27 protein-coding genes are annotated in these 26,382 nt (G+C 68.6%); 8 read left to right on the top strand and 19 right to left on the bottom strand.

Annotated features, from left to right (window positions below):
* Entirely contained in the window at positions 1–219 is a 219-nt protein-coding gene (locus tag ON43_RS02475) for a DUF433 domain-containing protein (RefSeq protein ID WP_040803156.1), read from the bottom strand.
* A gap of 131 nt (positions 220–350) precedes the next feature.
* Between ON43_RS02475 and ON43_RS02470 the strand changes: the two genes are divergently transcribed.
* Positions 351–590 carry a glutaredoxin family protein gene (locus ON43_RS02470; RefSeq protein ID WP_040803034.1) on the top strand — a complete coding sequence of 80 codons (240 nt, stop codon included), beginning with the start codon at positions 351–353 and terminating at the stop codon, positions 588–590.
* Between the two features lie 4 nt (positions 591–594).
* Here ON43_RS02470 and ON43_RS02465 read toward each other — a convergent pair whose 3' ends face one another.
* Positions 595–1,629 carry an AraC family transcriptional regulator gene (locus tag ON43_RS02465; RefSeq protein WP_040803028.1) on the bottom strand — a complete coding sequence of 345 codons (1,035 nt, stop codon included), beginning with the start codon at positions 1,627–1,629 and terminating at the stop codon, positions 595–597.
* Positions 1,630–1,823: 194 nt separating this feature from the next.
* Here ON43_RS02465 and ON43_RS02460 point away from each other — a divergent pair, with 194 nt between their 5' ends.
* Positions 1,824–2,171, top strand: a complete 348-nt coding sequence (locus tag ON43_RS02460; protein ID WP_040803026.1) for a hypothetical protein — start codon at positions 1,824–1,826, stop codon at positions 2,169–2,171.
* Between the two features lie 51 nt (positions 2,172–2,222).
* On the opposite strand, the gene ON43_RS02455 is transcribed toward ON43_RS02460, so the two are convergent.
* The 9 genes from ON43_RS02455 to zapE form a co-directional block, all read right to left on the bottom strand.
* Positions 2,223–2,768, bottom strand: coding sequence for an RNA 2'-phosphotransferase (locus ON43_RS02455; protein ID WP_040803021.1), 546 nt, complete (start codon positions 2,766–2,768; stop codon positions 2,223–2,225).
* Between the two features lie 71 nt (positions 2,769–2,839).
* A complete protein-coding gene (locus tag ON43_RS02450; RefSeq protein ID WP_040803019.1) occupies positions 2,840–3,271 on the bottom strand; it encodes a hypothetical protein in 432 nt (143 codons plus the stop codon).
* A gap of 28 nt (positions 3,272–3,299) precedes the next feature.
* Positions 3,300–4,574 carry a DUF58 domain-containing protein gene (locus ON43_RS02445; RefSeq protein ID WP_040803016.1) on the bottom strand — a complete coding sequence of 425 codons (1,275 nt, stop codon included), beginning with the start codon at positions 4,572–4,574 and terminating at the stop codon, positions 3,300–3,302.
* A 54-nt stretch (positions 4,575–4,628) separates the two neighbouring features.
* Positions 4,629–5,591: an AAA family ATPase gene (locus tag ON43_RS02440; protein WP_040803014.1), complete on the bottom strand. Its 963-nt coding sequence runs from the start codon at positions 5,589–5,591 to the stop codon at positions 4,629–4,631.
* Positions 5,592–5,611: 20 nt separating this feature from the next.
* On the bottom strand, positions 5,612–6,115 hold the full coding sequence (locus ON43_RS02435; RefSeq protein WP_040803012.1) for a hypothetical protein: 504 nt from the start codon (positions 6,113–6,115) through the stop codon (positions 5,612–5,614).
* Between the two features lie 49 nt (positions 6,116–6,164).
* Complete coding sequence (locus ON43_RS02430; RefSeq protein WP_245568439.1) at positions 6,165–7,103, bottom strand: DUF4129 domain-containing protein; 939 nt, start codon at positions 7,101–7,103, stop codon at positions 6,165–6,167.
* A 220-nt stretch (positions 7,104–7,323) separates the two neighbouring features.
* Positions 7,324–8,817, bottom strand: coding sequence for a UDP-glucose dehydrogenase family protein (locus ON43_RS02425; RefSeq protein WP_063712476.1), 1,494 nt, complete (start codon positions 8,815–8,817; stop codon positions 7,324–7,326).
* Complete coding sequence (locus tag ON43_RS02420) at positions 8,817–10,040, bottom strand: glycosyltransferase family 4 protein (RefSeq protein ID WP_051177805.1); 1,224 nt, start codon at positions 10,038–10,040, stop codon at positions 8,817–8,819. Before ON43_RS02420 ends, ON43_RS02425 begins: the two co-directional genes overlap by 1 nt.
* Positions 10,041–10,177: 137 nt before the next feature.
* The gene (gene zapE, locus ON43_RS02415) at positions 10,178–11,146 is read right to left on the bottom strand and encodes a cell division protein ZapE (RefSeq protein ID WP_040803010.1); all 969 of its coding nucleotides are present in this window, start codon (positions 11,144–11,146) and stop codon (positions 10,178–10,180) included.
* A gap of 78 nt (positions 11,147–11,224) precedes the next feature.
* On the opposite strand from zapE, the gene ON43_RS02410 reads away from it, so the two are divergent.
* Positions 11,225–11,833 (top strand): TetR/AcrR family transcriptional regulator, encoded by a 609-nt coding sequence (locus ON43_RS02410; RefSeq protein WP_040803009.1) that lies wholly within the window; start codon positions 11,225–11,227, stop codon positions 11,831–11,833.
* On the opposite strand, the gene ON43_RS02405 is transcribed toward ON43_RS02410, so the two are convergent.
* Positions 11,826–12,149 carry a hypothetical protein gene (locus tag ON43_RS02405; protein WP_040803008.1) on the bottom strand — a complete coding sequence of 108 codons (324 nt, stop codon included), beginning with the start codon at positions 12,147–12,149 and terminating at the stop codon, positions 11,826–11,828. The two genes, ON43_RS02410 and ON43_RS02405, sit on opposite strands and share 8 nt — an antisense overlap.
* 124 nt (positions 12,150–12,273) lie before the next feature.
* Here ON43_RS02405 and ON43_RS02400 point away from each other — a divergent pair, with 124 nt between their 5' ends.
* A complete protein-coding gene (locus tag ON43_RS02400) occupies positions 12,274–13,278 on the top strand; it encodes an LLM class flavin-dependent oxidoreductase (protein WP_051177804.1) in 1,005 nt (334 codons plus the stop codon).
* Here the strand turns inward: ON43_RS02400 and ON43_RS02395 are convergent.
* Genes ON43_RS02395 through ON43_RS02365 form a run of 7 tightly spaced genes read right to left on the bottom strand, consistent with a single transcriptional unit; the run spans position 13,197 to position 21,010 of the window.
* Positions 13,197–14,033 (bottom strand): helix-turn-helix transcriptional regulator, encoded by an 837-nt coding sequence (locus ON43_RS02395; protein ID WP_040803150.1) that lies wholly within the window; start codon positions 14,031–14,033, stop codon positions 13,197–13,199. The two genes, ON43_RS02400 and ON43_RS02395, sit on opposite strands and share 82 nt — an antisense overlap.
* 27 nt (positions 14,034–14,060) lie before the next feature.
* Positions 14,061–15,236, bottom strand: a complete 1,176-nt coding sequence (locus ON43_RS02390; RefSeq protein ID WP_040803005.1) for a lipid-transfer protein — start codon at positions 15,234–15,236, stop codon at positions 14,061–14,063.
* Entirely contained in the window at positions 15,233–15,646 is a 414-nt protein-coding gene (locus ON43_RS02385) for a MaoC family dehydratase (RefSeq protein WP_040803003.1), read from the bottom strand. Before ON43_RS02385 ends, ON43_RS02390 begins: the two co-directional genes overlap by 4 nt.
* Positions 15,643–16,608, bottom strand: coding sequence for a bifunctional MaoC family dehydratase N-terminal/OB-fold nucleic acid binding domain-containing protein (locus ON43_RS02380; protein ID WP_040803001.1), 966 nt, complete (start codon positions 16,606–16,608; stop codon positions 15,643–15,645). The genes ON43_RS02385 and ON43_RS02380 overlap by 4 nt, the downstream gene beginning before the upstream one ends.
* Positions 16,609–16,620: 12 nt before the next feature.
* Positions 16,621–17,790: an acyl-CoA dehydrogenase family protein gene (locus ON43_RS02375; RefSeq protein WP_040802999.1), complete on the bottom strand. Its 1,170-nt coding sequence runs from the start codon at positions 17,788–17,790 to the stop codon at positions 16,621–16,623.
* Positions 17,775–18,833 carry an acyl-CoA dehydrogenase family protein gene (locus ON43_RS02370; RefSeq protein ID WP_040803149.1) on the bottom strand — a complete coding sequence of 353 codons (1,059 nt, stop codon included), beginning with the start codon at positions 18,831–18,833 and terminating at the stop codon, positions 17,775–17,777. Before ON43_RS02370 ends, ON43_RS02375 begins: the two co-directional genes overlap by 16 nt.
* A gap of 26 nt (positions 18,834–18,859) precedes the next feature.
* Complete coding sequence (locus ON43_RS02365) at positions 18,860–21,010, bottom strand: acyl-CoA dehydrogenase family protein (RefSeq protein WP_040802997.1); 2,151 nt, start codon at positions 21,008–21,010, stop codon at positions 18,860–18,862.
* Between the two features lie 180 nt (positions 21,011–21,190).
* Here ON43_RS02365 and kstR point away from each other — a divergent pair, with 180 nt between their 5' ends.
* From kstR to ON43_RS02345, 4 genes are all read left to right on the top strand, one after another.
* A complete protein-coding gene (gene kstR, locus ON43_RS02360; protein ID WP_040802994.1) occupies positions 21,191–21,850 on the top strand; it encodes a cholesterol catabolism transcriptional regulator KstR in 660 nt (219 codons plus the stop codon).
* A gap of 398 nt (positions 21,851–22,248) precedes the next feature.
* Positions 22,249–24,819 (top strand): trehalose-phosphatase, encoded by a 2,571-nt coding sequence (otsB, locus tag ON43_RS02355; protein ID WP_040802992.1) that lies wholly within the window; start codon positions 22,249–22,251, stop codon positions 24,817–24,819.
* 167 nt (positions 24,820–24,986) lie between these two features.
* Complete coding sequence (locus tag ON43_RS02350) at positions 24,987–25,934, top strand: metal ABC transporter solute-binding protein, Zn/Mn family (RefSeq protein WP_040802990.1); 948 nt, start codon at positions 24,987–24,989, stop codon at positions 25,932–25,934.
* A 28-nt stretch (positions 25,935–25,962) separates the two neighbouring features.
* Positions 25,963–26,382: hypothetical protein (locus ON43_RS02345; RefSeq protein ID WP_218003190.1), on the top strand; the 420-nt coding region annotated here is incomplete at its 3' end.

Raw genomic sequence — 26,382 nt, 5'->3', positions numbered from 1 at the left:
TCAGGAGGCATGAGGGAGGGAGGACGGGAGGGCGGCGTAGTGGAGGGCGGCTACCAGGTCTTCTCGGGTGAGGCCGGGGCAGTCGGTGAGGATTTCAGTGGGGGTGACTCCGCTGTGGAGGAGGTCTATCAGGAGGGAGACCGGGTAGTGGGTGCCTTGGATTATGGGTTCGCCGTGGCAGATGCGGGGGTCGATGGTGATGCGGTGGAGGAAGGCCATGTCCAGCAACGGTAGGGGCGGGATGTAATCGAACTCTGAGGTAGGGATTGCGCAGGTCTGTGGGGTGTGAGGACTGGGCGGTCGGGCTTGTCCGCGGGGGTCGGTACACGGGGTGTGGCAGAGTCGGGGGTATGGACGAGGTGGTGATGTACGGGGCCGACTGGTGTGGGGATTGTCGGCGGGCGAAGGTGTGGTTTCGGGAGAACGGGGTGGCGTTCACCGAGATCAACGTGGAGGACGACGAGACCGCGCGGGACCGGGCCATCGAGATCGCGGGTGGGCGGAAGAACATTCCGGTGATCGTGTTGCCGGGCGGGCAGGTGCTCATCGAACCCACCAATGCCGACCTTGCCGCTGCGCTGAAGGGCTGACGAGCTACACGCGGACCGAGACCCGGCCGCGGTTCTCCCGCGCGAACTGGCCCGGCGATTGCCCCTTCCAGCCCCGGAAGGCGGAGGTGAACGCCGAGACGCTGGCGTACCCCAGGCGGATCGCGGCCTGTTCCACCGTCATTCCGGCCACCAGGAGCTCCTCGGCCAGCAGACCGACCGTCTCCGTGGACAGTTCGCGGAATGTCGTGCCCTCGTCGGCGAGGCGGCGGCGAAGGGTGCGAACGCTGACGTCCAATTCGGCGGCTATGTGTGATTGGTCCGCTATGCCGCCGCGCGAGATGAGCAGCTGGCGGACCTGGCCGCTGATGCCCTGGCGACGCTTGCGGCGCTGCATGAGTTCGGCGCACTGCTGCTCGTAGAAGCGCGCGGTGGCCGTATTCGCCTGGGGCAGTTGCAAATGCTGAATACTGGACGGTCCGGTGACCACCGAGCGGGGCGCGTTGAAGACGACCTCCTCGACGCCGAGCATGGCCCCGAACATCTCGTAGACCGGATGCGGCGGGAACGCCACCGCGACCCGGGTGATGGGCGGGCGCATGGGCATGACGTCCTGCTGAATGGTCCAGATGGCGGCCACATCCCGCTCCACCGCGAAACGCCGCACCTCGCGCGGCACGCCGCTGTCGTCGCGCACGATGGAGACGTCGTCGCCGGTGATGACCAGATGGTGGCGGGCCACGGTGAAGGACAGATCCGCGTAGCGCAGCGCCAGATCCACGGCGTCGCGCACGGTGGGACAGCTCATGAGCGCGAAGCCGAGCACGCCGAGACTCGGTGGGTGACACAGCAATCCGGCCATAAGGCCCATACCGGGCTCATCCCCGACTCCGGCCACGACATTGCGCATCAGGGCCAGCTCCTGCGAGAGCGTGATCTCGGCCGTGGAGTCCATCAGATCACGATCACGAATCCCGGTGTGGCGCAAGAGATCGGGCGTGGCGAGGCCGCGTGCCACCGCGAACTCGACAAGAAGCGCCGCACTGGTGATGGAGCGCAGTTGACCCTGACCTTCCGTCACACCGAAATGGTCGCAAACTTTCAGCGTGCCAGGGGGCGGAACGAACGGGGAAGTTGCTGAAAGCGGCCGAAATTCGATTGTTTCTGACCCAGGACGCGCTGGAGGCGTAACGTCTTCAGACATACGGTGAATATCTAGCTAACCAACTGAATAACTAGCTGACTACAACCGATAGACATGGAGAAGGTGAGCCAATGGCCGCCTGGCAAGTGTTCACGGCCACTCTCGCAGCGCTCGTGATCATGACGATTGCCTTTATGAGCCTGCACCACCCCCAACAAGATCCGGACCGGCTCTCCGTAGATCGGATCCGGGAACGAATCAACAACGAGCACAGCACATTAGCGCTGGCAACCGGCGATCCATCCGCCTGGTCGCACCTCGCGCCGGACCATCCACTGGATGTCCAGGAAGCCCATCGCACCATGCAGCAGCACCGCCGCTGCGTGGTCGCCGAATGCGAGCGCAAAGCCGCGGCATTCCGGGCACTCATCGACGCGGGCCGCATCAAGCCGACCCGCATGCCCCCCGCCCTGCAGTAACCATCTCACCCACCCGGTGGCCGCAGGCCGCACCGAGCCCGAACCGGCAGCTCAGAGGCCGGACAGGTACTCGGGCGGGACCGCGGCCACCAACCAGACCCCGTTGGTGCTGACCCGGAAAACGTGCCCGTCGCGGTGCATGGCCGCGGCATCCACGGTCAGCACCACGGGCTTTCCACGCCGCGACCCCACCTTGACGGCGGTCTCCATATCCGCGGACAGGTGGACGTCGTGGCGGCGCATGGGCTTCAGACCCTCCGCGCGGATTCCGGGCAGTGCCACGCCGACGGTGCCGTGGTACAGCAGATCGGGCGGTGTACTCGCCCGGTACTCCAGGTCGACGATGACGCTGTGCCCCTGACTCGCGCGGATCCGGGTGCCCGTGGCATCGAATTCGAAGCGGCGCTTGTTGTTCCGCGCCACCACCTCGTCGAGTTCGGGCCGGGTGAGGACGCGGCCGTGCCGACCCAGGGCCGACAGCAGCTCCGAAACCTCCACCCATCCGGCGGAGTCCAGGACCAGGCCGATCTCCTCGGGCGCGTGCCGCAGATGCCTCGACAATCGCTTCGAGGTCTTGACCAATTGCTTCTCTTCCATGCGCGCGAGTAGACCACTCCCGCAGCCGGATTCGAAGCGATTTTCGCCGCGCCCCGGCGGGTCCGCCGCCCTCAGCCGCGCGCCCGGTCGTCCACCAGACCTCGAACCAGCAAGGCGTACAACATGATCACGGTGAACGGCGCGAGCAGCGGCACCCACGACAGTCCGGCGGGCAGGACGGTCGCCGCGCCGGCCGCGACGGTGAACATCAGCGCGCCGGCCACCGACGGCAGCGTGGTCGGCACCACCCCGACCGGAGCCGACACGGTGGCCGTGTGCAGCAGATAGGTGGTCACCACCAGTCCGATGCCGCCGGCCACCACGGCGCCGGTCCCGATCCAGGCCACCACACCCATGGCCGCCAGCGCGGCGAGCACGGCGCAGACCCGCCATCGCCAGCCCGCCACGGCCAAGGCGGCCACGGGAATCGCGGCCCAGGGCAGCACGATCGCCACCGCGGCCGTGAGCAGCAGGCCGGACAGGACGGCCAGGAACCTGGTCATGCGCGCACCTCCATCCCAGCGCCCCGCCTCATCGCCGGACCCGCACGGTGCGGCGGTGTTCGGGCAGCAGGCGCATGACCTGGTCGAGGCGGGTGTCCTCGGGCCAGGACACGATGTCCACGCCGACCGTGCCCATATCGCGGTACATCGAGCTGCGCTCGAGCTGCCACATGCGGGCCAGGGTGGGGTCGAGTTCCGGGCCGAAGGGCGTGCCCCGCAGCACGTCGATGACCACCACGACGTGCCCGCGCTTGCGGAGATCGATGAGCGCCAGGGCAAATTGGGTGTCGAGCAGGGTCGAGAAGGCCACGACCACCGCGCCGATCGGGACGGCGGCATGCGGCGCGAGCGTGCCCTGCATGACGATGTGCTCGTCGCCGACATCGAGCACGGTGTCCACGATCCGGTAGAACTGGCGGCGGCCGATATCCGGTCGCAGCCAGCGCGGGGTGCGGCCGAGGCAGACCACGGCGGTGCGGTCACCGGCCTGCAGCGCGGACTGGGCGACCTGCGCGGCGCCGCGCACAGACAGCTCCAGCGAGTCGGACGCGGGTCCGGGCGCCTGGAGTGAAGTGTCCACCAGCACAACGACATCCGCGGCCCGGTTGGTGAACCGCTCGGTCACGAACAGTTGTCCGCGCCGCGCGCTGACCGGCCAGTTCACCGTGCGCAGTTGATCGCCGGGCGTGTAGGCGCGGATATCGGCGTACTCCACGCCGGGCCCGTGCCGCCGCGTCAGGTGGGTGCCCATGCGCTCGGGTAGTTCGGTGCGCGGCAACCGCATTCGCTGCGGATCGGTGATCGGATAGACGTACACCTCGCCCGCGGGCAGCCGCACCGAGGCGACGGCCAGCCCGGCGGGGCTCAGCGCGGTCACCCGCATCGGCACCGGGTACCGGCCCCAGCGCGGCGCGGACAGCGCCAGCCGCAGACCCGCGGGCGCGGGCCCGGAGTCCACCGTCTCCTCGACGTGAACCTCCATGCTGCGCAGCGGTTCCGGATGCAGCCGCAGCAGCGCGTGCCCGCTCTCCACGAACGCCGCGGCGGCCAGCACCACCTCCTCGGTCTCGAAACAGCGCAGCACCCCCGCACCGTCCACCTGAATCCTGGTGCGCGACTGCTGCAATGGCGCGGTCGCCAGCACGCCGAGCAGGGGCGCGGCGAACACCACCAGCTGCCATTTGCCGAGCACCAGCGCCAGCACCAAGGCGGGCGCCGACACCGCCGCCAGCATGAACACCAAAGGCGCCGGACGCCAACGCAGTTCGGCCTCGACCGTGGCGCTCGTATCGCGATGCTTCACGGCCGCTCCGCCGGGGCCGCGATCATCCGATCAGCTCTGTCAGGCATTCGAACCTCACGAGGTTGTAGCGCGCGGCACCGGGAGGCGGCGCAGGAGTTCGGCGATCACGTCCTCGCCGCGGATGCGCCGGACCCACATCTCGGGGCGCAGCGTGATGCGGTGCGCCATGGCGGGAACGGCGAGGGCCTTGACGTCCTCGGGGACCACGTAGTCGCGGCCGTTGAGAAGCGCCCGGGCCCTGGCCATCTGGACCAGGTCGAGCTCCGCGCGCGGGCTTGCGCCGACCTCCACCTGCGGGTGGCCGCGGGTGGCCGCGGCCAGCGAGACCACGTAGCCGACCACATCGGGGTGAACGGTCACGAACTCCACCGACTGCCGCATCTCCAGCAGCCCGTCGGCGTCCACCACCTGTGCGATCTGCGCGGGTTGCGAACCGCGTTCCAGGCGACGGCGGATCATGCTCATCTCGTCGCTCTCCGACAGGTAGCCCAGCCGCAGCTGCATGGCGAACCGGTCGAGCTGGGCCTCGGGCAGCGGATAGGTGCCCTCGTACTCGATCGGATTGTCGGTGGCGAAGACGATGAAGGGCTGGGGCAGCGGGAAGGTCTCTCCGTCGATCGAGACCTGGCCCTCGGCCATGGCCTCCAGCAGCGCGGCCTGGGTCTTGGGCGGGGTGCGGTTGACCTCGTCGGCCAGCAGCATATTGGTGAACACCGGGCCGCGCCGGAAACTGAAACGGCCCGAATGCATGTCGTAGATGGTCGAGCCGATCAGATCCGCGGGCAACAGGTCGGGGGTGAACTGCACGCGCGTGAAGTTCAGCCCGAGCGCCGCGGCGAACGAGCGCGCGATGAGGGTCTTGCCCAGGCCGGGCAGGTCCTCGATCAGGATGTGGCCACCGGACAGCACCGCGATCATGATCAACTGCAGTTCGTCCCGCTTGCCGACCACGACCCGGCCTACTTCGCGCAGCACGGCGTCCGTGCGCTTGATGGTCACGTCCATCGGTGATGTCATCGCATGTCTCGCATCTCATCTCACATGTTCTGTAACCGGCGCAGGATCTCGTCCAAGGCCGCGCGCCCGGGTGCGCGATTGACCTGATCGCGCAGCGCCGAGTTGGCCGGATCCACCCAGCGCCACAGTTCGGGGCCGAACTGCAGCTGTCCCGCCACCTCCAGCGCGCGCCGGTTCTTGGCCATCCGGTGCCCGCTGGTCAGCTCGAATTCCTTGGCCAGCAGGGGCCGCAGGTGCCGATCCCAGTCGGCGCGCGAACCCTCGGACCGTTCGGCCAGCATCTGAGCGCGCGCCTGCCAGCGGCGCAGCATCTCGGCCGGGCCGTTGTCGATATCGTTGTCGTCCGGATCCGGCGGGGTCAGCCGCCGCGCCCGCTCCACCAGCGACCACACCAGCAACCCCAGCGCACCGGCCACGGGCACACCGGAGATCGCCAGCAGGGTGTCGCGCTGATTGCCGTAGGCGAGCACCTCGAACAGTGCGGCTAGCGCCAGCGCCCCCACCACGATCACGATCCGATTCATCGCCGGTCCCCCGTCCGGTTCCACGGGAGCCATTGCCCGACAACAGTTTTCATGCCGCCTGCCCCTGCAGATCAGCCAATACGATACGCAGCAGCTGCTCGGCCCGCATCCGCTGCCACTCCAGCATGGAGTGCGGGCTGAAGCGGGCCTCCTCGAACAGCGCCACCAGTTCCCGGGCCGACGCGTCGCGCAGGAAGCCGCGGTCGAAGGCGCGCGCCAGCACCTCGGACGGGGTGTCCGAGGCCAACGGCGCGACCTCCCGCGCCTGTGCCAGACCGCTTTCCATGGCCACGTAGCAGGCGATGATGGCGGTGCGCGGATCCTGACCCGGCGCGATCATGGCCGCCAGGCCCATCTCCGCCACCTTGGCCAGCGATACCGCCTCGGCCGGCGTGGGCTGCGGCAGCGGGGTGCGCGAGAGCGAGGGCGAGCGATTGGAGCTCACCGCCACCACGACCAATCCGGCCATGGCGACCAGCACCAGCACACCCGCGGCAATGCCGACGAGCAGCAGCGCGGTGCCGGACAGCGGCGGGGAGGACACCGTATCCGGGGTCCGCGCAACGGTTTCCGTCGGCAGTTCGGTCCCGGTGGGCGCGGCCGTGGGGGCCTGTCCGACCTCGCTCTGCCGCTCGGGCGTCACCAGATACACCGACACCACCGCGGTGACGATCAGGGCCAGGGCGGCGATGGCGATCAGCACCATCAGCCCGATCCGCCGCAATCCCGGTCCGCGCAGGGTGTTCTCGCGGTCGGGTTCGGGCATGGCCAGGGGCAGGCGATGCTGGCTGTTGATGACTCCGGCAATCAGAATCACCATCGACACCAGTAGCAGCACCGGCATCAGGGCCAGTGAGACCGCCGACGACGGATGCGGTGTGGAAGGCCCGCCGGTTCCTGGGATGTATCCGCGCAGTGCCACGACAGCCAGCATCACGAGCCCGATCAATCCGATCGCGCGCGCGGCTACCTGCCCCACCCCAGTCACGAACACTCCTAACCAGAGTTCCAGCCGGAAACAGGGCCATAGTTACATGCCAAGCGGTCCGTCAGGACCAAAATCGTGAAGCTGGAATCACATACCCGTGACGTATGAATTTCCAGCGCCCCCGGCATTGTGGGCAAGATCGGGAGAATTGAGCGCAAGATCGGGAAAACGACTCGGGCCGGGGCTACTGCCCCGGCCCGAGTCATCGGTCTGAAAGTTCTTACGCGGTGCGGCGGACGCGGGCTCGCAAACGGGTCAGCGGAGACGGCTGGGGCAGTGCCCGCGCCGGATCCGGGATCAAGGCCCGCGCCGGGTCCGCAGCCGTATCACGGACGGCCACAGCGGGATAACTGGTCCCCACCGGGGCACCCATGCGCCCGGCGGCCGTGCGCGGCTCCACCAGGCGGCCCAGGGCCCGGAAATCCCAGCCCGCGGCCAGCCACGGCTCCGGGTCGAGTGTGTTGCGGGCGTCGATGATTACCCGTCCCCGCGCCACCGTGCGCAGGAAAACCGGGTCCAGCTCACGGAATTCGCGCCACTCGGTCAGATGCAGCACCACATCCGCCTCGTGCAGCGCGGCGGCCGGGGTGGCCGCGAACACCAGCTGCGGAGCCACGGCACGTGCGGGACCCGTTGCGGCGGGGTCGAATACGGTCACCTCGACACCGGCGGCATGCAGCCGCCGCGCCACATCCAGAGCCGGTGAATCGCGGACGTCATCCGAGAGCGGCTTGAATGCCGCACCCAGCACGCCGACCCGGCCGACGGGCCGCCGCCCGCCACCGAGCAGGGCGAGGGTCTCCTCGACCACCCGCTCCCGTCGGCGCAGGTTGATGGCGTCGACATCTCGCAGGAACTCCACCGACTCCCCCGCGCCGAGCTCGGTGGCGCGAGCGATCAACGCCCGCACATCCTTCGGCAGACAGCCGCCGCCGTAGCCGAGGCCCGCGCCGAGGAACTTCCGGCCGATCCGGTCGTCGTGCCCGAGCGCCTCCGCCAGCAGCGTCACGTCCGCGCCGGTGAGGTCGCACAGCTCGGCCATGGCATTGATGAACGAAATCTTGGTCGCCAGAAAGGCATTCGCGGACACCTTGATCAGTTCCGCGGTCGGCAGGTTGGTGATCACCACCGGCGAGCCCGCCGCGATAGGCGTCGAATAGACCTGTCGCAGCGCCCATTCCGCGTCCGGTGTGGTGACGCCGAAGACGAGCCGGTTCGGATGCAGGGTGTCGTAGACCGCGTGCCCCTCGCGCAGGAACTCCGGATTCCAGGCCAGATCGACCGAGATCCCCTCCGGCGCGAGCTCGGCGATGCGCGCGGTCAGCGCCTCCGCCGTGCCCACCGGCACCGTCGACTTGCCGACGATCAGGCAGTTGCGGGTCAGATGCGGCACCAGCCCGTCCAGCGCCGAGTACAGCTGCGACAGATCCGCCGCCCCGTTCACCCCGGGCGGCGTTCCGACACAGAGGAAATGCACATCGGCGAATTCGGCCGCCTCGACCAGCGAGGTGCCGAAGCGCAGCCGCCCACCGGCGACATGTCCGGCCAGCAGTTCCGGCAGCCCGGGCTCGTGGAAGGGCACCCTGCCCACCGACAGCGCCGCGGCCTTGGCCGGATTGTTGTCCACGCCGAGCACGTCGAAGCCGAGTTCGGCCATGCCCGCGGCGTGGGTGGCACCCAGGTAACCGGTGCCGATGACGGAGATACGGAGCATCAGGATGCCTCCTTGGTGGCCGGGATCTCGCCCGGCGCGGAATCTGGTTGCAGCCGTTCCGCGATCACCTCGCGGTAGTGCCGGACGAGCAGGTCGTTGACGGCCGCCCAGGACCGGTCGCGCACGCTGCGCACCGCGGTGGCCGCGGTCTGCTCACGCAGCGCCGGATCCTCGATCAGGCGGCGGACGAACTCGGTCATGGCCGCGGCGTCGCCGGGCGGATAGAGGAACCCGGCGCCGGGGTTGATGACGTCGATGGGGCCGCCCGCCTTGGGCGCGACCACCGGCACCCCGGAGGCGAGGGCCTCCTGCGCTGCCTGGCAATAGGTTTCGTGCCGACCGGTGTGCACGAAGACATCCAGCGAGGCGTAGGCCGCGGCCAGTTCCTCACCGTGCAGGACGCCCAGGAACTCCGCGTCCGGCAACAGCTTTCGCAGCCGCTTCTCCTCGGGGCCGCCGCCCACGATGATCAGCTTGAGGTTCGGGATCGCGCGCAGGTGGGCCAGCAGCTCGAGCTCCTTCTCCGGCGCGAGGCGGCCGATATAGCCGACCAGGGCTTCGCCGTTGGGGGCCAGGCGCTTTCGCAGTTCCGCCGAGCGCCGAAAGGGTCCGAACTGCTGGAGATCGACGCCGCGGGGCCAGCGGCCGAGCCCCGGAACGCCCATCAGTTCCAGCTGGCGCAGGCTGGCGGTGGACGGTGCGAGGGTGCGATCCACCTTCAGGTGAATCCGCCGCGTCAGCGCCGTCATGGCTCGGACACCGCCGGGCAGGTCGTAGCGCAGTGCGAAACCCACCAGATCGGTCTGATAGATGGCGACGGTCGGCACTCCGAGTTCGCCCGCCACCTTGGCCGCCTGATAGCCCAGCGTCGCCGGGGAGGCGATATGCACGACATCGGGCCGGAACTCGCGCATGATCTTGCGCAGCCGCCGCCGCGTCTCGAGTCCGATTCTGAAGTCCCGATAGAACGGAAGCCGCGCGCCGCGCACCACGTGCACGCGGAAGCCCGCGTACTTCTCGGGCCCGGTCGGCGCGACCAGGGTGGCCTCGTGGCCCTTGGCTGCCAGATGATCCAGCACCCGCCGGACGGAGTTGGTGACGCCGTTGACCTGGGGAAGAAAGGACTCGGCGACCACCAACACCCGCAGCCGGGCACTGTTCCGGATATAGGGGTTCGTCGGGTTCCGCGGCGCGGAATCCCTTGCCTGCTCGCGGATTCGCATCGGTCCCCTCCGGTTCGGTGCAGCTCCTGACGCCACGGTAGGAAGCCGCCCGCAACGCACGGCACCGACCGCGTTGACGGCACGTGAACCGTGCGCGTCGATCAAGTCGGCGAGTTCACCGGAGCTTCGCCGAACGGCTATCGGGACTCGAGGTTTACCGGTTCGGCGAGCTCACCGAGGCGGCTCAGGGTGCGGTAGAGGTCGGGGACCAGCGCTATCTCGCCGCCCAATTCGGCCAGTGGCACCTCGGCGAAGATCGACAGTTCCAGGTCCGCGTCGTAGAGCACGTCGACCAGATTCACGAACCGCATCGCCCAGTCCGGCGGTACCGTACCCAGGGGCGGCACCTCGCACACGACCCACGTGCGGATCTCGCGGGTGAGCTCGAGGAAATCGGCCGCCGACACCGGGATTCCGCACAGCTCGGCGAAATCGACGGTCAGCTCGCCGTTCTCGAGCGCCCGGGCGTGCAGCATGCGATGCGCGACGGGCAGCTCGACCGTGCCGCTCACCTCGCACTGCCCGACCACGTAATGCCCGGCCGCGAAGCCGGTGTGCCGCTCGCTCAGCGTGCGATAGTCCCGCGGCCCGTTCACCGACACCACGTCCAGGTGCTCGAGGATCCGCTCGATCGTCGGCACGAACATGGCGTGCATGTACGGATTCGGCAGCAGCCGCTCGGGCGGGTAGTTGGAGGTGACCACGAGCGTGATGTGCCGGGCGAACAGCAGATCCAGCAGCCGGGAGACCAGCCGTGCGTCACCGGAGTCGTGCACATGGAATTCGTCGAAGCAGATCAGCTCCGCATCGCCCAGCAGCGCGGCCGCCGAGGCGTCGATGGCCCCGTACTCGTGGATGCCCGCGTTCAAACGCGCGAAGAACTCGTGAAAGTGATAGCGCCGCTTGCGATTCGAGGGCACCGCGGCGAAGAAGCGATTCATCAGCATGGTCTTGCCGCGACCCGGACCGCCCCAGAGGTACAGGCCGCGCGCGGCCTTCGCGCGATTCCGGAACTGCCACCGCTTACCCAGTCGCGAGGCGATGGCGTCCAAACGCTCGGCGGCACGCTGCTGGTCCGAATCGAGCACGATCTCCGGCGCTTCCATCACAACCTCCTCGATCCTCTACTGCTGTAGAGCTTCCTCTATAGTTGTAGAGGATCTCGAAGCCGTAGAGGATCAAAGGTGAGCACTCCCACAAACGATCGACGCAGCCTCATCGTGGACAGCGCCATCGATCTCATTGCCGCCCAGGGACTTCGGGCTCTCACGCACCGCGCACTGGATACCGCGCTGGACCTGCCCGCCGGATCGACGTCCTATTACTTCCGCACCAAGCGGGCACTGATCGAGGGCATCGTGGAACGCATCGCCACTCGTTCACGCGCGGATTTCACGGCGGCGCAGGCCGAACCGAAGGGCAGGGCGAAAGCAGACGGCGAGATCGACCCGGATCAACTCGCACACGAGGTCGCGAGTCAGCTGGACCGCCTACTGGCGCAACGCCGCAACCATCTGATCACCCGGCACGCGCTCATCGTCGACTTGCTCGGCGATACCGAACTGCACGCGAAACTCGTCGGCTGCCTGTTCTCGCACCGGCACGCGACCACCCTGTTCGAGACCCTCGGCGCACCCGACCCGGCCACGGCCGCCGCCGATTTCATCGCGGTCATCGAGGGCCTGGTCTTCGACCGCTTCGCCGGTGCCCGCGCCGGACTCGCGCCGGGCACCGCGAAGAGCGTGAATCAACTGGCGGCCGCGCTGGCCGCTCAGTTCCGGACCGCTACTTGATCTGCTGCCGGTAGCGGACGTCCCAGAAGCGCATGTTCGGCCAGGGCGGACTCTTGAGAACAGCCAGCGTCCCCAGCGTCGCCGCGATCAGTCCGGTGGTCACACCGATGATCGCGATCAGCGAGGAGTCGACGGCGGCTTCCCACTTGACCTCCCCCTGATGCACCACGAACACCCCGACCGGCCGTGCTCCACGCCAGGGATTCACAGCGGACACCGTAATGATCGTGGTGCCATCGGGAGTCTCGTGCGGTTCGCCGTACACCAGCGCGCTCCCCATCGCCGGCAATTCGTTCAGCCGTTCTCGCAAGGTCATGTCGACCCCTTTCCCCACAAGGCAGTGCGCCCCAATCTACGCCGCCGACCTTTCCCGCCGCCGAATCTTGCCCAGCCGCAGCCTCTTCGGAATAAGTGGACACACTGCCCGGTTGACTCGGAACATGATCCCTTCCAACAAGATCGGCATCGTCTTCGGCAGCCTGACCCCGCCCGAACAGCTCACCGCGGGCGCGACCCTGGCCGAACGCCTCGGCCTCGGCGAGCTCTGGTTCTCCGAGGACTGCTTCTTCACCGGCGGCCTGTCCGGCCTCACCCAGCTGCTGGCCGCCACCCGCGAGATCCCCGCCGGGCTCGGCCTGGCCAGCATCGCCACCAGGCACCCGGCCATTCTGGCCATGGAACTCGCCGGGCTGGCCCGCACCTATCCCGGCCGGGTCCGCGCGGGCATCGGACTCGGCAACCGAGGCTGGCTCGAACAGATGGGACTGCTGCCGCCGCGCCCGCTGACCGCACTCGGCGAAACCGCCGATGTCCTGCGCGAACTGCTCGCGGGCGAGGTGGTCGACCGCGAGACCGGCACGCACGTCCTGTCCGATATCCGGCTCAGCTTCCCGCCCGGTCTCCCGCCGGAACTGTGGATCGGCGCGGTCAACGCGCGCGGCCTGCGCCTGGCAGGCGAAAAGGCCGACGGCGTCCTGCTTTCCGTCCTCGCCGGACCCGCCTATGTGCGCTGGGTGCGAGAGCTGCTCCCCCGCCACACCCCTGTCACGGCCTTCGCCCTCACCGCCATCGACGATGACGAGCGCGCGGCGCGAGACGCGGTCCGCGCTGCCGTAGGGATGTTCCTGCAAGCCGAATCGGAGTCCGCCCTGATCGGAAAATCTCCGTACGCCAAGGAGATACGAACCGCCGTCGCCGCGCTCGCGCCCGCCGAAGAACTCACGGTCGAGGATGCCTGGATCGACGAATTCGCGGTGGCGGGAACCCCCGACCAGGTACGCACCCGCCTCGACGAGCTCCTCGCCTCCGGCGCGAATTCCCTCGGCCTATGGCTGTTCCCACCCGACCGCCTGGACGACCAGCTTCACCGCCTGGCCACCGAGGTGCTCGCCGCCAGCACGGCGTCCAGCGCTCGCTCCGAATCGGTTCCCGGCGCAGCGGTATAGGTCACGATCGCCCGCACCCCGGGATCCCCCGGGACATCCAGCAATTCGTAATCCAGGTGCAGCTCGCCGACAAGGGGGTGGCGCAGCAGATAGCGACCGTACTGAAAATCGTTGACCTCGTGGGTCTCCCAGAACTCCCGGAATTCCGGGCTGCGCTCGTTCATCTCGCCCAGCAAGGCCCGCAACTCCGGATCATCGGGCCGATGGCTGGCCCGCAACCGCATGTCCGCGGCAATGTGCCCGGCGATGGTCGGCCAGCTGTCGCCGGTGAGCGCCCGAATCTCCGGGTCGAAGAACACCAGCCGCATCCAATTCCGTTCCGCCTCCGCGAGTTCCGCGAAATCGATACCGAACAGCGCGACCGCGGCCGCGTTCCAGCCCAGGATGTCGGTGTGATGCCCGACGATATAGGCGGGCGTACGCGTCATCGAGTCGAGCAGCTGCCGCAGCCCGGGCCGCAGCGGCCCGCCCGCCCGCGACAACGAACGCGGCGGCCGGGCCAAATTGTGCAGGTGCCGCCGCTCGTCCTCGGTCAGGCGCAGGGCCGTGGCGATGGCGGCGACAATGCCCTCCGACACCGCCTCGGCCCGGCCCTGTTCCAGCCGCACGTAATACTCGACGCTCACCCCGGCCAGCTGCGCGACCTCCTCGCGCCGCAGACCCGGCACCCGGCGCCGCCCCCAGACCGGAAGCCCGAGCTCCTCGGGGCGCAGCCGGGCGCGCCGCGACCGCAGGAACTCTCCCATTTCAGGCATCTCGGTCACGGCGCCGATTCTATGGATCTAGTTGCTGGTGAGCACCAGACCCGAGGTCGGGACGCCGGTGCCGGCGGTGACCACGATGTTCTCCAGGCCCTGCACCTGATTCACGGAGGTGCCGCGAATCTGGCGCACGCCCTCGGCAATCCCGTTCATGCCGTGGATGTAGGCCTCACCCAGCTGGCCGCCGTGGGTGTTCAACGGCAGCCTGCCGCCGATCTCGATGGCGCCGTCGGCGATGAAGTCCTTGGCCTCGCCGCGACCGCAGAAACCGAGCTCCTCGAGCTGCATGAGGACGAACGGGGTGAAGTGGTCGTAGAGGATGCCCGCCTGCATGTCCTCCGGGCGGAGGCCGGACTGGGACCACAGTTGGTCGCCGACCAGGCCCATTTCCGGGAGGCCGGTCATGGCGTCCCGGTAGTAGCTGGTCATGACGTACTGGTCCGCGCCGGAACCCTGTGCGGCGCCGGCGATCAGCGCGGGCTTGTTCGGGAGGTCCTTGGCGCGCTCGGCGGAGGTGACCACGATGGCCACGCCGCCGTCGGTCTCCTGGCAGCAGTCCAGCAGGTGCAGCGGCTCCGCGATCCAGCGCGAGGCCTGGTGCTCTTCGAGGGTGATCGGCTTGCCGTAGAAGTGGGCCGCCGGATTCACCGCCGCGTGCTTGCGGTCGGCGACCGCCACCCGGCCGAAATCCTCACTGCGCGCACCGTATACGTGCATGTAGCGCCGCGCCACCATGGCCACCTGGGCGGCCGGGGTGCCCAGGCCGTGGGTGTAGGAGAACGCGTTGTCCACGCCCGAGGAGCTCGGGTTGCCGGTCGCGAGGTGAGTCGCGAACTGGCCGAAGCGGTTTCCGGAGCGCTCGTTGAAGGCCCGGTAGGCCACAACGACATCCGCGATGCCGGTCGCCACCGCCATGGCGGCGTGCTGCACGGTCGCGGCGGCCGCGCCACCGCCGAAGGGGATGTTGCTGAAGAACTTCAGGGACGGGATACCGGTGGCGCGCGCGACCGCGGCCTGGGTGTTGGTGTCCATGGTGAACGTCGTCAGACCGTCCACGTCGGCGGGCGTGAGGCCCGCGTCGGCGAGTGCGGCGGTGACGGCCTCGGCGGCCAGCCGCAGTTCACTGCGGCCGGAGTCCTTCGAGAAGTCGGTCGCGCCGATGCCGACGATCGCTGCCTTGCGGCTCAGCTCGGTCACTTCGACTCCTCCAGGGAGATAACGGCTTTCGCCGTGATGTGGTCGCCCAGCGAGTCCTTGCCGACCACGTCGATGGTGACGTCGGCGCCCTCGACGGCCGAGACCGTGCCGGTCAGGGTGAGGGTATCGCCCGCGTACAGCGGCACGCCCAACCGCAGCGCGATGGACTTCACGCGGGCCGTCGGCCCCGCCCAATCCGTCACGAACCGCTGCACCAGACCGGTGTCGGTGAGGATATTGACGAAGATGTCCTTGGACCCGCGCGCCACCGCCTTGTCGCGGTCGTGGTGTACGTCCTGGAAATCGCGGGTGGCCAGCGCCGTCGAGATGATGAAGGTGGCGTCGGCGTGAATCACCAACTCCGGCAGGGTGGTTCCGACCTGAACGGCCGAGAGTTCGACTGTGGTCACTTCACGGCCTTCCAGTAGGGCACGGTGTTGTCGTCGTCGAGCTTCAGGAAGCCGACCTCGACGGGCAGGCCGACCTCGACCTCGGACGGGTCGATCCCGGTCAGCTCACCGAGCATGCGGACGCCCTCCTCCAGCTCGACCAGGGCGATCACATACGGCAGCTGCCGCCCCGGCACGCGCGGCGCATGGTGCACCACGAAGCTGAACACGGTGCCGCGGCCCGAGGCCACGACGTAATCGCTCTGCTCGCTGTGGTGCTTCCAGATCGCCGGAACCGGCGGGTGCTGCAGCGAGCCGTCGGGCCGCTGCTGGATGCGCAGCTCGCCGAGTTTCACGCCGTCCCAGAAGAACTCGGTGTCCTTGGAGACCGTCGGCCGCACGCGCTTGGCCAGATCCTCGGCCGAGACATCGCCGGATTCCTTGGGCGCGGCCGTCTTTCCGGTGCCGGGCGCGAACTTGAGCATCCGGAACTTCATCTCGGTGACCAGCTCCTCACCCACGTACCAGTTGGTGAGGTAGGTGGTGAACCACCCGTCGCCGAGCCCGGTCTTCTTGGGGCCCACGATGTCACCGATGCTGGTCCGCACGGTCACCTGCTCGCCGAGCTCCAGGTAGCGGTGGTAGACCTGCTCGCAGTTGGTGGCGACCACCGAGGTGAACCCGGCCGCGTCGAACAGCTCGTTGGTCCGCGTCATCGGGTCGTCGTCGGCGCGAATTCCGCCCAGCCCCAGCATGGTCCACACCTGCGCCATGGCGGGCGGGGCCACGATCCCGGGATGCCCGGCGGCCTTGGCGGCGGCCTCGTCCACGTAGATCGGGTTGGCGTCGCCCAGGGCCTCGACCCAGTTGTTGATCATGGGCTGATTGATCGGATCCCGCCCCGCGCGTGGCGCGGACTCACCGTCGGCCTTGATCTTCTCCAGGCCGTCGCGAATCTCCTCGGCCGTGAAACTCTTTGTCACGCTGAACTTCTCCTATCGCGGGACGCGCGGCAGCCGCAGGCCCATCTGGGCGATCAGCTCACGCATGACTTCATTGACGCCGCCGCCGAAGGTGACCACCAGGTTCTGCTTGGTGCGCTTGTCCAGCCACACCAGTAGGTCCGCGGTGGCCGGATCGGCCGGGTCGCCGAAGCGGCCCACGATCTCCTCGGCCAGGCGACCGGCCTCCTGCAGCGCCTCGGTGGAGAACACCTTGGTCGCCGAGGCGTCGGCGATGACATCGCGCGGATCGGCGTCGGCGCGCTCCATATTGGAGGCCACCTGCCAGTTCAGCAGCTCGTTCAACCGGGTCATGGCGTGCAGCCGGCCCAGCGTGCGCCGCACATCGGCCTCGCCGAGCACGCCCTGCTTGTGCGCCCATTCGCGCACGGCCTCGTAGAGCTGCTCGATCTTGCCGGACGGACCCAGGCTCACCCGCTCGTGATTGAGCTGGGTGGTGATCAGCTTCCAGCCGCCGTTCTCCTCGCCGACCATCATGCTCGCGGGCACGCGGACATTGTCGAAGTAGGTGGCGTTGGTGTGGTGTGCGCCGTCGGCGGTGATGATCGGGGTCCAGGAGTAGCCCGGATCCTTGGTGTCCACGATCAGGATGGTGATCGCCTTGTGCCGCGCCTCGACCGGACCGGTGCGCACCGCCAGCCAGACGTAGTCTGCCTCGTGCGCGCCGGTGGTGAAGATCTTCTGCCCGTTGACGATCCAGTCGCCATTGGCGTCGCGCACCGCGGAGGTGCGCAGCGCCGCCAGGTCGGTGCCGGCGTCCGGCTCGGAGTAGCCGATGGCGAAATGCACGTCGCCGGTGAGGATTCCGGGCAGGAACTTCCGCTTCTGCTCCTCGGTGCCGTAGGACTGCAGGGCCGGGCCGACGGTCAGCAGCGTCACCAGGGGCACGGGCACATCGGCCCGGACCGCCTCGTTGTAGAAGATCTGCTGTTCCAGCGGCCCGAAGCCCTGCCCGCCGTACTCCTTGGGCCAGCCGACGCCGAGCTTGCCGTCGCGGCCCATGCGCTTGACCACCGCCCGGTAGGCGTCACCGTGGCGGTTCACCTTCATCTCGGCCTCCTCCGCGGGAGTCACGAGACCGGTGAAGTACGAACGCAATTCGTCGCGCAGCTGCCGCTGTTCCGCGGTCAGTTCGATGAACATCTGGCTCCCAAACGGTCCAGCCGGAACGATTCGCCGCCGAGCCAGCGCGCGATGTCCTTGGCCTGTGAGTAGTAGCGGTGCAGCGGATGGGTGATATCGACACCGAGACCGCCGTGCAGGTGGTGACACTTCTGCATGGCCGCGGGCAGTTCCGAGGCCACCGTGTACGCCAGCACGTCCAGGTCGTCGTCGATCCGCTCGGTGTCCGGCTCGTCCTGGGCCAGCGCCCAGGCGGCCGAACAGGCGGCCACGTGCAGGGTCCGCGAGACCACGTACACATCCGCGATCTGCTGTGCGACAGCCTGGAATTCGGCCAACGGGCGGCCGAACTGCTGCCGGGTCCGCACATGCTCGGCGGTCAGCGAGACCACACCCTTCAGCAGGCCGTCGGCCACCGCGCCGAGGCTCGCCAGCGCGAAGCGGTGCAGCTCGGTCAGCCCGCCGGGGAGCAACTGCTCGGCCGGGATCTCCACCTGGTCGAGCTGGAGCGAAAACTCCGGCACGCCATCGGAAGTCGGGTTCGCGGTCTTGGTGAGGCCCGCGGCGTCACCGTCCACCACGGCGATGCCGTTGTCGGTGGGCACCAGAATCCAGCGCGCGGTGTCGGCGTAGGGCACCGCCACCTTGCGGCCGGTGATCCGCACGGTGGTGCCGTCGGTGACCGCGGTGGTGTCCGGCTTCACGGTGAACGGCGAACCGGTCTCGTGCAGCGCCGCGGTCAGCACCGCGCCCTCGGCCACGGCGGGAAACAGCTTCTCCGCCAAGGCATCCGGCACGCCGATCGCCTTCAGCGGCAGCACACCGAAGCCGAGCGTGGACAGCGCGGGCACCTGCGCGGCGTCGGTGGCCAGCTCGGTGAGCAGGGCCGAGACCTCGAGCAGGCCCATATCGTCGCCGCCGAACTTCTCGGGCAGCGGCACGGCCAGCAGGCCGCTGTCCGAAATGATCGGCCACAGCGCGATATCGCGCGCGCTTTCGCGTTCCAGCAAACTTACGACAACCTCGGCGACAGCGTCCTGGCTCTCGTCCCTGGTGAAGTCCAATTCCATACTCCCGGTTGAGGTGTGGGCTAGCCGTGCGACTCGCGTGGCAACCCGAGGATCCGTTCACCGGCGACGGTCAACAGAATCTGCTCGGTACCGCCCGCAATCGACAAACAGCGTGTGAGCAGGAATTCTTTCACCACATCGGTTTCCAGAGCGCCCGCCGCACCGGACAATTCGACGGCAAATTCGGCCACCGCCTGCCGGTGTCGCACACCGACCAGTTTGCGAACGCTACTTTGCGCGGCGGGGTCGCCTCCGGTCAGCAGCTTCTGTGCCGCACGGGCTTCCAGCAAAGTTCCGGCAACAGATTCTGAAATGAGCGCGCCCAGACGGTCCGCGACCAATTCCGCGCCCGGCCCCGAGGCCGGGGCGGCGGCGATCAACGCCTCCAGCTCATCGCCGATTCCCTTGCCGCCCATGGCGACCCGCTCCGCCGAGAGGGTGGAACGCGCGATCTTCCACCCATTGCCCAACTCGCCGACCAAGCATTCGTCCGGAACGAACACGTCATCGAGGAACACCTCGTTGAAGCGCGCCTCACCGGTGATCTCCACCAGCGGCCGGATGTCCAGCCCGGGGCTCTTCATATCGACCAGGAAGTAGCTGATGCCCTTGTGCTTCGGCGCGGACGGGTCGGTGCGCGCGAGGCAGATGCCCCACGTCGCCCGATCCGCCAGCGAGGTCCACACCTTCTGGCCGCGCAGCTTCCAGCCGCCCTCGATCCGCTCGGCCACCGTGCGCAGCGCCGCCAGGTCGGAACCCGCACCGGGCTCGGAGAAGAGCTGGCACCAGATGACCTCACCGGTCAGCGTCGGCATGGCGTAGCGCTCGATCTGCTCGGGCGTGCCCCACTGCAGCAGCGTCGGGATGGCCCAGTTGGCAATCGCCAACTCCGGCAGCGTGATTCCGGCCTTGCGGATCTGATCGTCGAGCTGGGTGCGCAGGATCGGACCCGCCCCGCGGCCGTACGGCACGGGCCAGTGCGAGGCCAGCAGGCCCGCTTCGGCCAATGCCAGCCGCTGCTCGGACTCCGGCAACGCCGCGATCTTGGCCAGGTCGGCCGCCAGCACCGCCGCCTCGGCGGCATCCAAACCGGCTGCCTCCCAGGTCGATCCGGAGTCGTCACCGAGATCAATGCTCACCGTGCGGCGCACGCCCGCCAGCGTCAGCTCGGCGACCCGGGCGCGCCAGCGCGCCGACCCGCCCAGCAGCTGCCGCAGCGCGGTGGCGCGGCGCAGATACAGGTGCGCGTCGTGCTCCCAAGTGAAACCGATTCCACCCAGAACCTGAATGCAGTCCTTGGCATTCTCGACCGCCGCGTCCAGCGATACCGCCAAGGCGACGGCCGCGGACAGGCGCAGTTCCGCACTGCCGCTGTCGATCGCGGCGGCGGCATCGGCGGCGACCGCGCGAATCTGTTCGGCCCGGCACAGCATCCACGCGCAAATGTGTTTGATCGCTTGGAATTCGCCGATCTTGCGCCCGAATTGTTCGCGCACCTTCGCGTATTCGGTGGCGGTCTCGAGCGCCCAGCCGGCAATGCCCGCAGCCTCCGCCGCGACCAGGGTGGCGGCCACGTCGAGCACCGAGAAGTCCGGCTCGAAAAGGCGATCCGCAGCCACCGCGACCTCGGCGCAGACCACCCGCGCCAGCGGCATGGCCTGATCGATCCCGGGCAGCGGCTCCACCCGCAGTCCGGGGGCGGCGGCGTCGATCAGCGCCCACAGGTGGCGGTCCCCGGAACGCACCGGGACCAGCACCGCCGTGCCCGGCGCGGCACCCGGAACCGAGTCCCACTCACCGGACACCAGCGCCCCGGATTCGTCGGCGGAGATTGCGATTTCGCCCTCGAGCGCGACGCCGCATGGCGTAATCTCGTCGAGCGCCTCGCCGACGACCAGACCCGCCAACGCCGTCGACAGCACCGGTCCGCCGACCAGATCATGCGCCGCCTGCTCCACCAGGACCGCGAGATCTCCGACGGTCCCGCCCGCGCCCCCGGCCTCTTCCGGCACCGCGACCCGGAAAATTCCGAGATCGGCCAGGCGCGGCCAGTATTCGCGCCAAAATTCCGGTGCACCCGAACGCAGTGTTGCAATTGGGCGCACCGCGGCGGCCCATCCGCGCATCGATTCCTGGACGGCTTTATGCTCGTCAGTGGTGGCTATGGTCACACTCCATACCGCCTTTCCGGCGTGACTTCAGCTCCTAGAACATGTTCTAATGTTCGAGCCGGGCTGAAGTCAAGCGCCGTCCGGTCGCGGTACGAACTCGTGCCCAGCCGTGCTCTCACCCGGAGCGGGATGCTGGGCGAGATGAACCGAACGATTCGTGCAGGAAAGGACTTTCAACCGATGGCCAGTCCCTCCCGATCGCAGGCCGCCGACGGGCAGCCCGGTGGACGCACCGCGCCCGTCACCACCCTCAGCGAGGAGGATCTGAGCTCGGCGGCGCAGCGCGACCGCCGCAAACGCATCCTCGACGCCACCCTCGCGCTGGCCTCCAAGGGCGGCTACGACGCCGTGCAGATGCGCGCCGTCGCCGAGCGCGCGGATGTCGCGGTCGGCACGCTCTACCGGTACTTCCCCTCCAAGGTGCACCTGCTGGTGTCCGCGCTGGCACGGGAATTCGAGCAGTTCGAGGGCCGGCGCAAGCCGCTCGCCGGGGCCACCCCGCAGGAGCGTATGCACCTGCTGCTCACCCAGGTCACCCGCGCCATGCAGCGCGATCCGCTGCTCACCGAGGCGATGACCCGGGCCTTCATGTTCGCCGACGCCTCCGCGGCCGCCGAGGTCGATCGCGTCGGCAAGGTGATGGACCGCTTCTTCGCCCGGGCCCTGTCCGACGAGGTCCCCTCCGATCGCCAGTTGGCCATCGCCCGAGTCATTTCCGACGTCTGGCTGTCCAATCTGGTGGCGTGGCTGACCCGTCGCGCCTCGGCCACCGACGTGACCGAGCGCCTGGAGCTGACGGTTGATCTGCTCATCGGCAACCAAGCGTCCGGGGTCTCCTGACGCGACAACTGATCTGGCGAGATTCGGGGTAACTCCCCGGGGACGCCCAGAGTCGGTTCGGCTCCCAACCGCCGGCACGGGTTGCCAGCCTGGACGGCTCCCCAGCCGTCCGCTGAAGGCTCGGGGAGGCGGGGGAGCGCAAACGCATGCCGTGCGTTCGCACGGATTCGCAGGGGCTGCCCGGTCCGGAGATCTGGGTAGCCCCTGTTTCGTTTGCTGGAACAGTGCAGGTCAACGGGAGTGAACGGCGAGCAATCCGGGCGCGTCTCACATTTCGAGTGAACGACACGGAAGTGTCTTGTAAACGCTATGTATCACCGCCCACACGAGTGGGCAATCAAGACCCAGTAGCATCACTCGCGCCCTGAAAAATCTCCTCCGATCATTAGGTTGGATGCGTGAGCGCACAGGATTTGTCACTCGAACTTCGCCGTGCCCTGTCGGCCATCGCCCGCGTGCCACGGTTGCTGGTCGCATCGGATTACGACGGGACGATCGCGCCCATCGTCTCCGACCCGACGAAGGCCTATCCCCATCGGGAGTCGGTGAGCGCCCTGCGCGCCCTCGCCGGTCTCACCGGAACCACCGCCGCCGTGATCTCCGGTCGCGCCCTGCGCGATCTCGCGGCCCTGTCCCGGTTGCCCGTCGAGGTGCAGCTGATCGGTAGTCACGGTTCGGAATTCGATGTCGGCTTCGTGCACGCCATCGACAACGACGCCAAACAACTGCTGGCCGAGGTCACCACGACCCTGACCCAGATCGCTCAGGACAATCCGGGCGCATCGGTCGAAATCAAACCGGCCAGTGTGGCTTTGCACGTCCGCAACGCCAGCCCCGAGATCGGCCGCCGCGCACTGGTCGCGGTGCGCCAGGGTCCGGCCAGCTGGGTCGGCGTGCAGACCACCGAGGGCAAGGAGGTCATCGAGCTCGCGGTCGTCGAGACCGACAAGGGCGCGGCGCTCGATATCGTCCGGCACCAGCAGGGCGCCTCCGCGGCCCTGTTCATCGGCGATGACGTCACCGACGAGAAGGCGTTCAAACGCCTCTCCGGGCCCGACGTCGGCATCAAGGTCGGCGAGGGCGAATCCCTCGCGGAGTTCCGCGTGGCCAGCACCGAGGAGGTGTCGAAGGCGCTGGCGTTTCTCCTCGAGGAGCGCCGCACGTGGTTGGCAGGTGCCAGCGCCCCTCGAATCGAGCGGCTGACCATGCTGGCCAGCCCGCGCTCCAAGGCCCTGGTCACCCCGGACGGCACCGTCACCTGGCTGTGCCATCCCGAACCCGACTCCGCCGCCGTCTTCGCCCACCTGCTGGGCGGGCCGGGAGCGGGCCACTTCACCATTCAGCCCGAGCGGGCGAGCCTGCCGCTGTCGCAGCGCTACGTCGACGGCACCATGACCGTCGAAACCCGTTGGTCCAGTTTGCAGGTCGTGGATTACCTGCCGCACGACGTGGTGCCCGAGCGCACCGACCTGACCCGCGTCATCACCGGTGACGCCAAGGCGGTCATCACCTTCGCGCCCCGGCCCGAATTCGGGCAGGTGCCGGTCCGGCTGGTGCACGCCACCGGCGGGCTCAAGGTGGAGGGCACCAACGATCCCATCGTGCTGCGCTCCCCCGGCGTCGAATGGGAGATCACCGACGACGGCAACCACCACACCGCGCGCGCCGTGGTCGATCCGCGTCAGGGCCCGATCGTCCTCGAAATGCGCTGCGGCACCTCCGATCTCGCGCCCGCCATGCGCGGCGAGACGGACCGCCGCCGGGAGGCCGAGCGGTACTGGGGCGAATGGGTCGGCACCCTCGAACTGCCGCCGCTCAAGCCCGATCTCATGAAGCGCTCCGCGCTCACCCTGCGCGGACTGGTGCACGCGCCGTCCGGTTCCATCCTGGCCGCGGCCACCACCTCGCTGCCCGAGGACATCGGCGGCGTGCGCAACTGGGATTACCGCTACTGCTGGCTGCGCGACGCCTCGCTCACCGCGTCCGCGCTGGTATCGCTGGGTTCCATCGGCGAGGCCGAGGACCTGCTGGCCTGGGTGCACCGGGTGCTCGAGACCCTGCCCGGACCCGAACGCCTGCACCCGCTCTACACCCTCTACGGCGAGACCCTGCCGCCCGAGGCCGTCATCGACCAGCTGCCCGGCTATGCCGGCTCGCGGCCGGTGCGCGTCGGCAACGCGGCGAACATGCAGGTACAGCTGGACGTGTTCGGTCCCATCGTGGACCTCATCTCCCAGCTGGCGCACGCGCGAGAACGCAAGGGCATCAACGATCCCGCCAAGGCGCTGCCCGATATGGACTGGGAACTGGTGCATGCCATGGTGTCCGCGGTGCAGCGGCGCTGGCGCGAACCCGACCACGGCATCTGGGAGATCCGCGGCAATCCGCGCCACCACGTGTACTCCAAGGTCATGGGCTGGCTCACGGTGGACCGCGCGCTCACCCTGGCCAAGCAGTTCGCCCGACCCGCCGACCCGGAGTGGGAGACGCTGCGCGACACCATCGCCGACGAGGTCAAGACCGAGGGCTGGAACGACGAAGTCCAGTCCTACACAGCGGCTTACGACGGGACCGATCTGGACGCCGCCACGCTGCACATCGGGCTGTCCGGGCTCATCGAGCCCTCGGATCCGAGATTCGCGGCGACCGTGGTGGCGACCGAGGCCGAGCTGCGCAGCGGGTCGACCGTGTACCGGTACCACCACGACGACGGGCTGCCCGGCGGCGAGGGTGGCTTCCACCTGTGCGCGGCCTGGCTGGTCGAGGCGTATCTGCTGATCGGCAAGCGGGAGGACGCCGAGGCGTTGTTCGCGCAGCTGGTGGATGTGGCGGGACCGACCGGTCTGCTCTCCGAGGAGTACGACCCCGTTGCCGAACGCTCGCTCGGCAACCATCCGCAGGCCTACAGCCACCTCGGCCTGCTGCGCTGCGCGCAGCTGCTGAGCCAGCCGGTGGCGGCGCTGACCTAGGGATCTACCTGGTCCGAAAGGCCCGGAGAGCGATTCGCTCTCCGGGCCTTTCGTGTTGTGCGGGCCACATCTTCCCGTCCGGGGCTAGGGCCCTAACGGTCGTTTGCGCTACATTCAAATGGCAATCGTTTTCGTTTCTAGTAAGCCGCAGTGCCAGGAGTACCCGCGTGACCAAAAGCTTTGCCCGAGGTTTTGCCGTGTTCGCCGCCGGCCTTGCCACCGTCGCCACCCTGACGGCCTGCGGCACCTCGAAGGATTCCGACCAGCTCACCGTCGTGGCCTCCACCAATGTGTGGGGCGATATCACCAAGGCCGTCGCCGGACCCGACGTGAAGGTCGAATCGATCATCAACGATCCGAAGGTGGACCCGCACTCGTTCGAGGTCTCCCCCGCCGACGCCGCCAAGATCACCGACGCCAAGCTGGTCGTCTACAACGGCGGCCACTACGACGAGTTCATCGACAAGGCCATCGCCGGGCGGAACACCAAGACGGTCAACGCCATCGATATCGCCACCGAGGGCGACCACGATCACGGAACCGGTTCGGCCGCACCCACTACCGACAAGACCGACGCCGCGGGCCACTCGCACGAGGTCAACGAGCACATCTGGTACAACGTGCACCAGGTCGGCCACATCGCCGAGCACATCGCCGACGCGCTGGGCCAGATCGACCCGGATCACAAGCAGGCCTACACCGACCGCGCCGCCGCCTTCGCCGCGAAGCTGGCCCCGATCGAGGCCATCACCACCAAGATCGCCGCCGAGCACCCGAACCAGCCGGTCCTGCAGACCGAGCCGCTGGCCGCCTACCTGCTGACCGCCGCCAAGGCCGACGACAAGACCCCGCACGCCTTCCAGGAGGCCATCGAACAGGGCACCGACCCGGCCCCCGCCGACGTCGCCGCCGTCCGGGACCTGTTGACCGGCAAGCAGGTTCGCGCCCTGGTCTACAACGTCCAGACCGAGGACAAGCTCACCCAGGACCTGCGCACCACCGCCGACAAATCCGGCGTCACCGTCGTGGAGGTCACCGAAACCCTCCCCAAGGACCTCGACTACGTCACCTGGATGACGAACAACGCCCAGGCCCTGGCCAAGGCCCTGGCATAAAGCCATCCCCGCGACGGTTTCGACCGTCGTGTCGAGCAGAGGAACCCCGCTGAACCGGAGGACGACCCCGAAGTCGCCGAGCCCCACGCCCGGCGACTTCGCCGCGTCCGGAACCATGTCGGCCGAAACCCCTTCCGGCACAACCCGCCGCACCGATCCCGCCCGCACCGCCCGCATCACCACCGCCGCATCCGGGAGTACCACCATGACCGCGAACCCCGCGCAGGCAACCGACACCGGGGTCACCACCCCCAAACCCGGCTGCCCCCTCACCGGAGCGCGCCCCCGCACCACAAATGGCCGCTCGGCCTGCGCGGAGACAGCACAGAGCGACATAGCGCAGCCCGGCACGGCACCGACCGAAAGGGCCGCGAGCACCGTCACGGCCGACGATTCGACCGCAGCCCGCGCGGGTGCGGCCGCAGCCGTGGACGGCGAGAATACTTCG

Source organism: Nocardia concava NBRC 100430 (assembly GCF_000308815.1).
GTDB classification, from domain to species: domain Bacteria; phylum Actinomycetota; class Actinomycetes; order Mycobacteriales; family Mycobacteriaceae; genus Nocardia; species Nocardia concava.
The sequence above is the reverse complement of the archived record's forward strand: the minus strand, read 5'-3'. Positions and strand labels throughout refer to the sequence as shown.

What these genes read in the sequence shown, in the direction of transcription:
- ON43_RS02475 (WP_040803156.1), bottom strand. Translation starts at nt 219, where the DNA reads ATGGCCTTCCTCCACCGCATCACCATCGACCCCCGCATCTGCCACGGC.
- ON43_RS02470 (WP_040803034.1), top strand. Translation starts at nt 351, where the DNA reads ATGGACGAGGTGGTGATGTACGGGGCCGACTGGTGTGGGGATTGTCGG.
- ON43_RS02460 (WP_040803026.1), top strand. Translation starts at nt 1,824, where the DNA reads ATGGCCGCCTGGCAAGTGTTCACGGCCACTCTCGCAGCGCTCGTGATC.
- ON43_RS02455 (WP_040803021.1), bottom strand. Translation starts at nt 2,768, where the DNA reads ATGGAAGAGAAGCAATTGGTCAAGACCTCGAAGCGATTGTCGAGGCAT.
- ON43_RS02450 (WP_040803019.1), bottom strand. Translation starts at nt 3,271, where the DNA reads ATGACCAGGTTCCTGGCCGTCCTGTCCGGCCTGCTGCTCACGGCCGCG.
- ON43_RS02440 (WP_040803014.1), bottom strand. Translation starts at nt 5,591, where the DNA reads ATGACATCACCGATGGACGTGACCATCAAGCGCACGGACGCCGTGCTG.
- ON43_RS02435 (WP_040803012.1), bottom strand. Translation starts at nt 6,115, where the DNA reads ATGAATCGGATCGTGATCGTGGTGGGGGCGCTGGCGCTAGCCGCACTG.
- ON43_RS02425 (WP_063712476.1), bottom strand. Translation starts at nt 8,817, where the DNA reads ATGCTCCGTATCTCCGTCATCGGCACCGGTTACCTGGGTGCCACCCAC.
- ON43_RS02420 (WP_051177805.1), bottom strand. Translation starts at nt 10,040, where the DNA reads ATGCGAATCCGCGAGCAGGCAAGGGATTCCGCGCCGCGGAACCCGACG.
- zapE (WP_040803010.1), bottom strand. Translation starts at nt 11,146, where the DNA reads ATGGAAGCGCCGGAGATCGTGCTCGATTCGGACCAGCAGCGTGCCGCC.
- ON43_RS02405 (WP_040803008.1), bottom strand. Translation starts at nt 12,149, where the DNA reads ATGACCTTGCGAGAACGGCTGAACGAATTGCCGGCGATGGGGAGCGCG.
- ON43_RS02400 (WP_051177804.1), top strand. Translation starts at nt 12,274, where the DNA reads ATGATCCCTTCCAACAAGATCGGCATCGTCTTCGGCAGCCTGACCCCG.
- ON43_RS02395 (WP_040803150.1), bottom strand. Translation starts at nt 14,033, where the DNA reads ATGCCTGAAATGGGAGAGTTCCTGCGGTCGCGGCGCGCCCGGCTGCGC.
- ON43_RS02375 (WP_040802999.1), bottom strand. Translation starts at nt 17,790, where the DNA reads ATGTTCATCGAACTGACCGCGGAACAGCGGCAGCTGCGCGACGAATTG.
- kstR (WP_040802994.1), top strand. Translation starts at nt 21,191, where the DNA reads ATGGCCAGTCCCTCCCGATCGCAGGCCGCCGACGGGCAGCCCGGTGGA.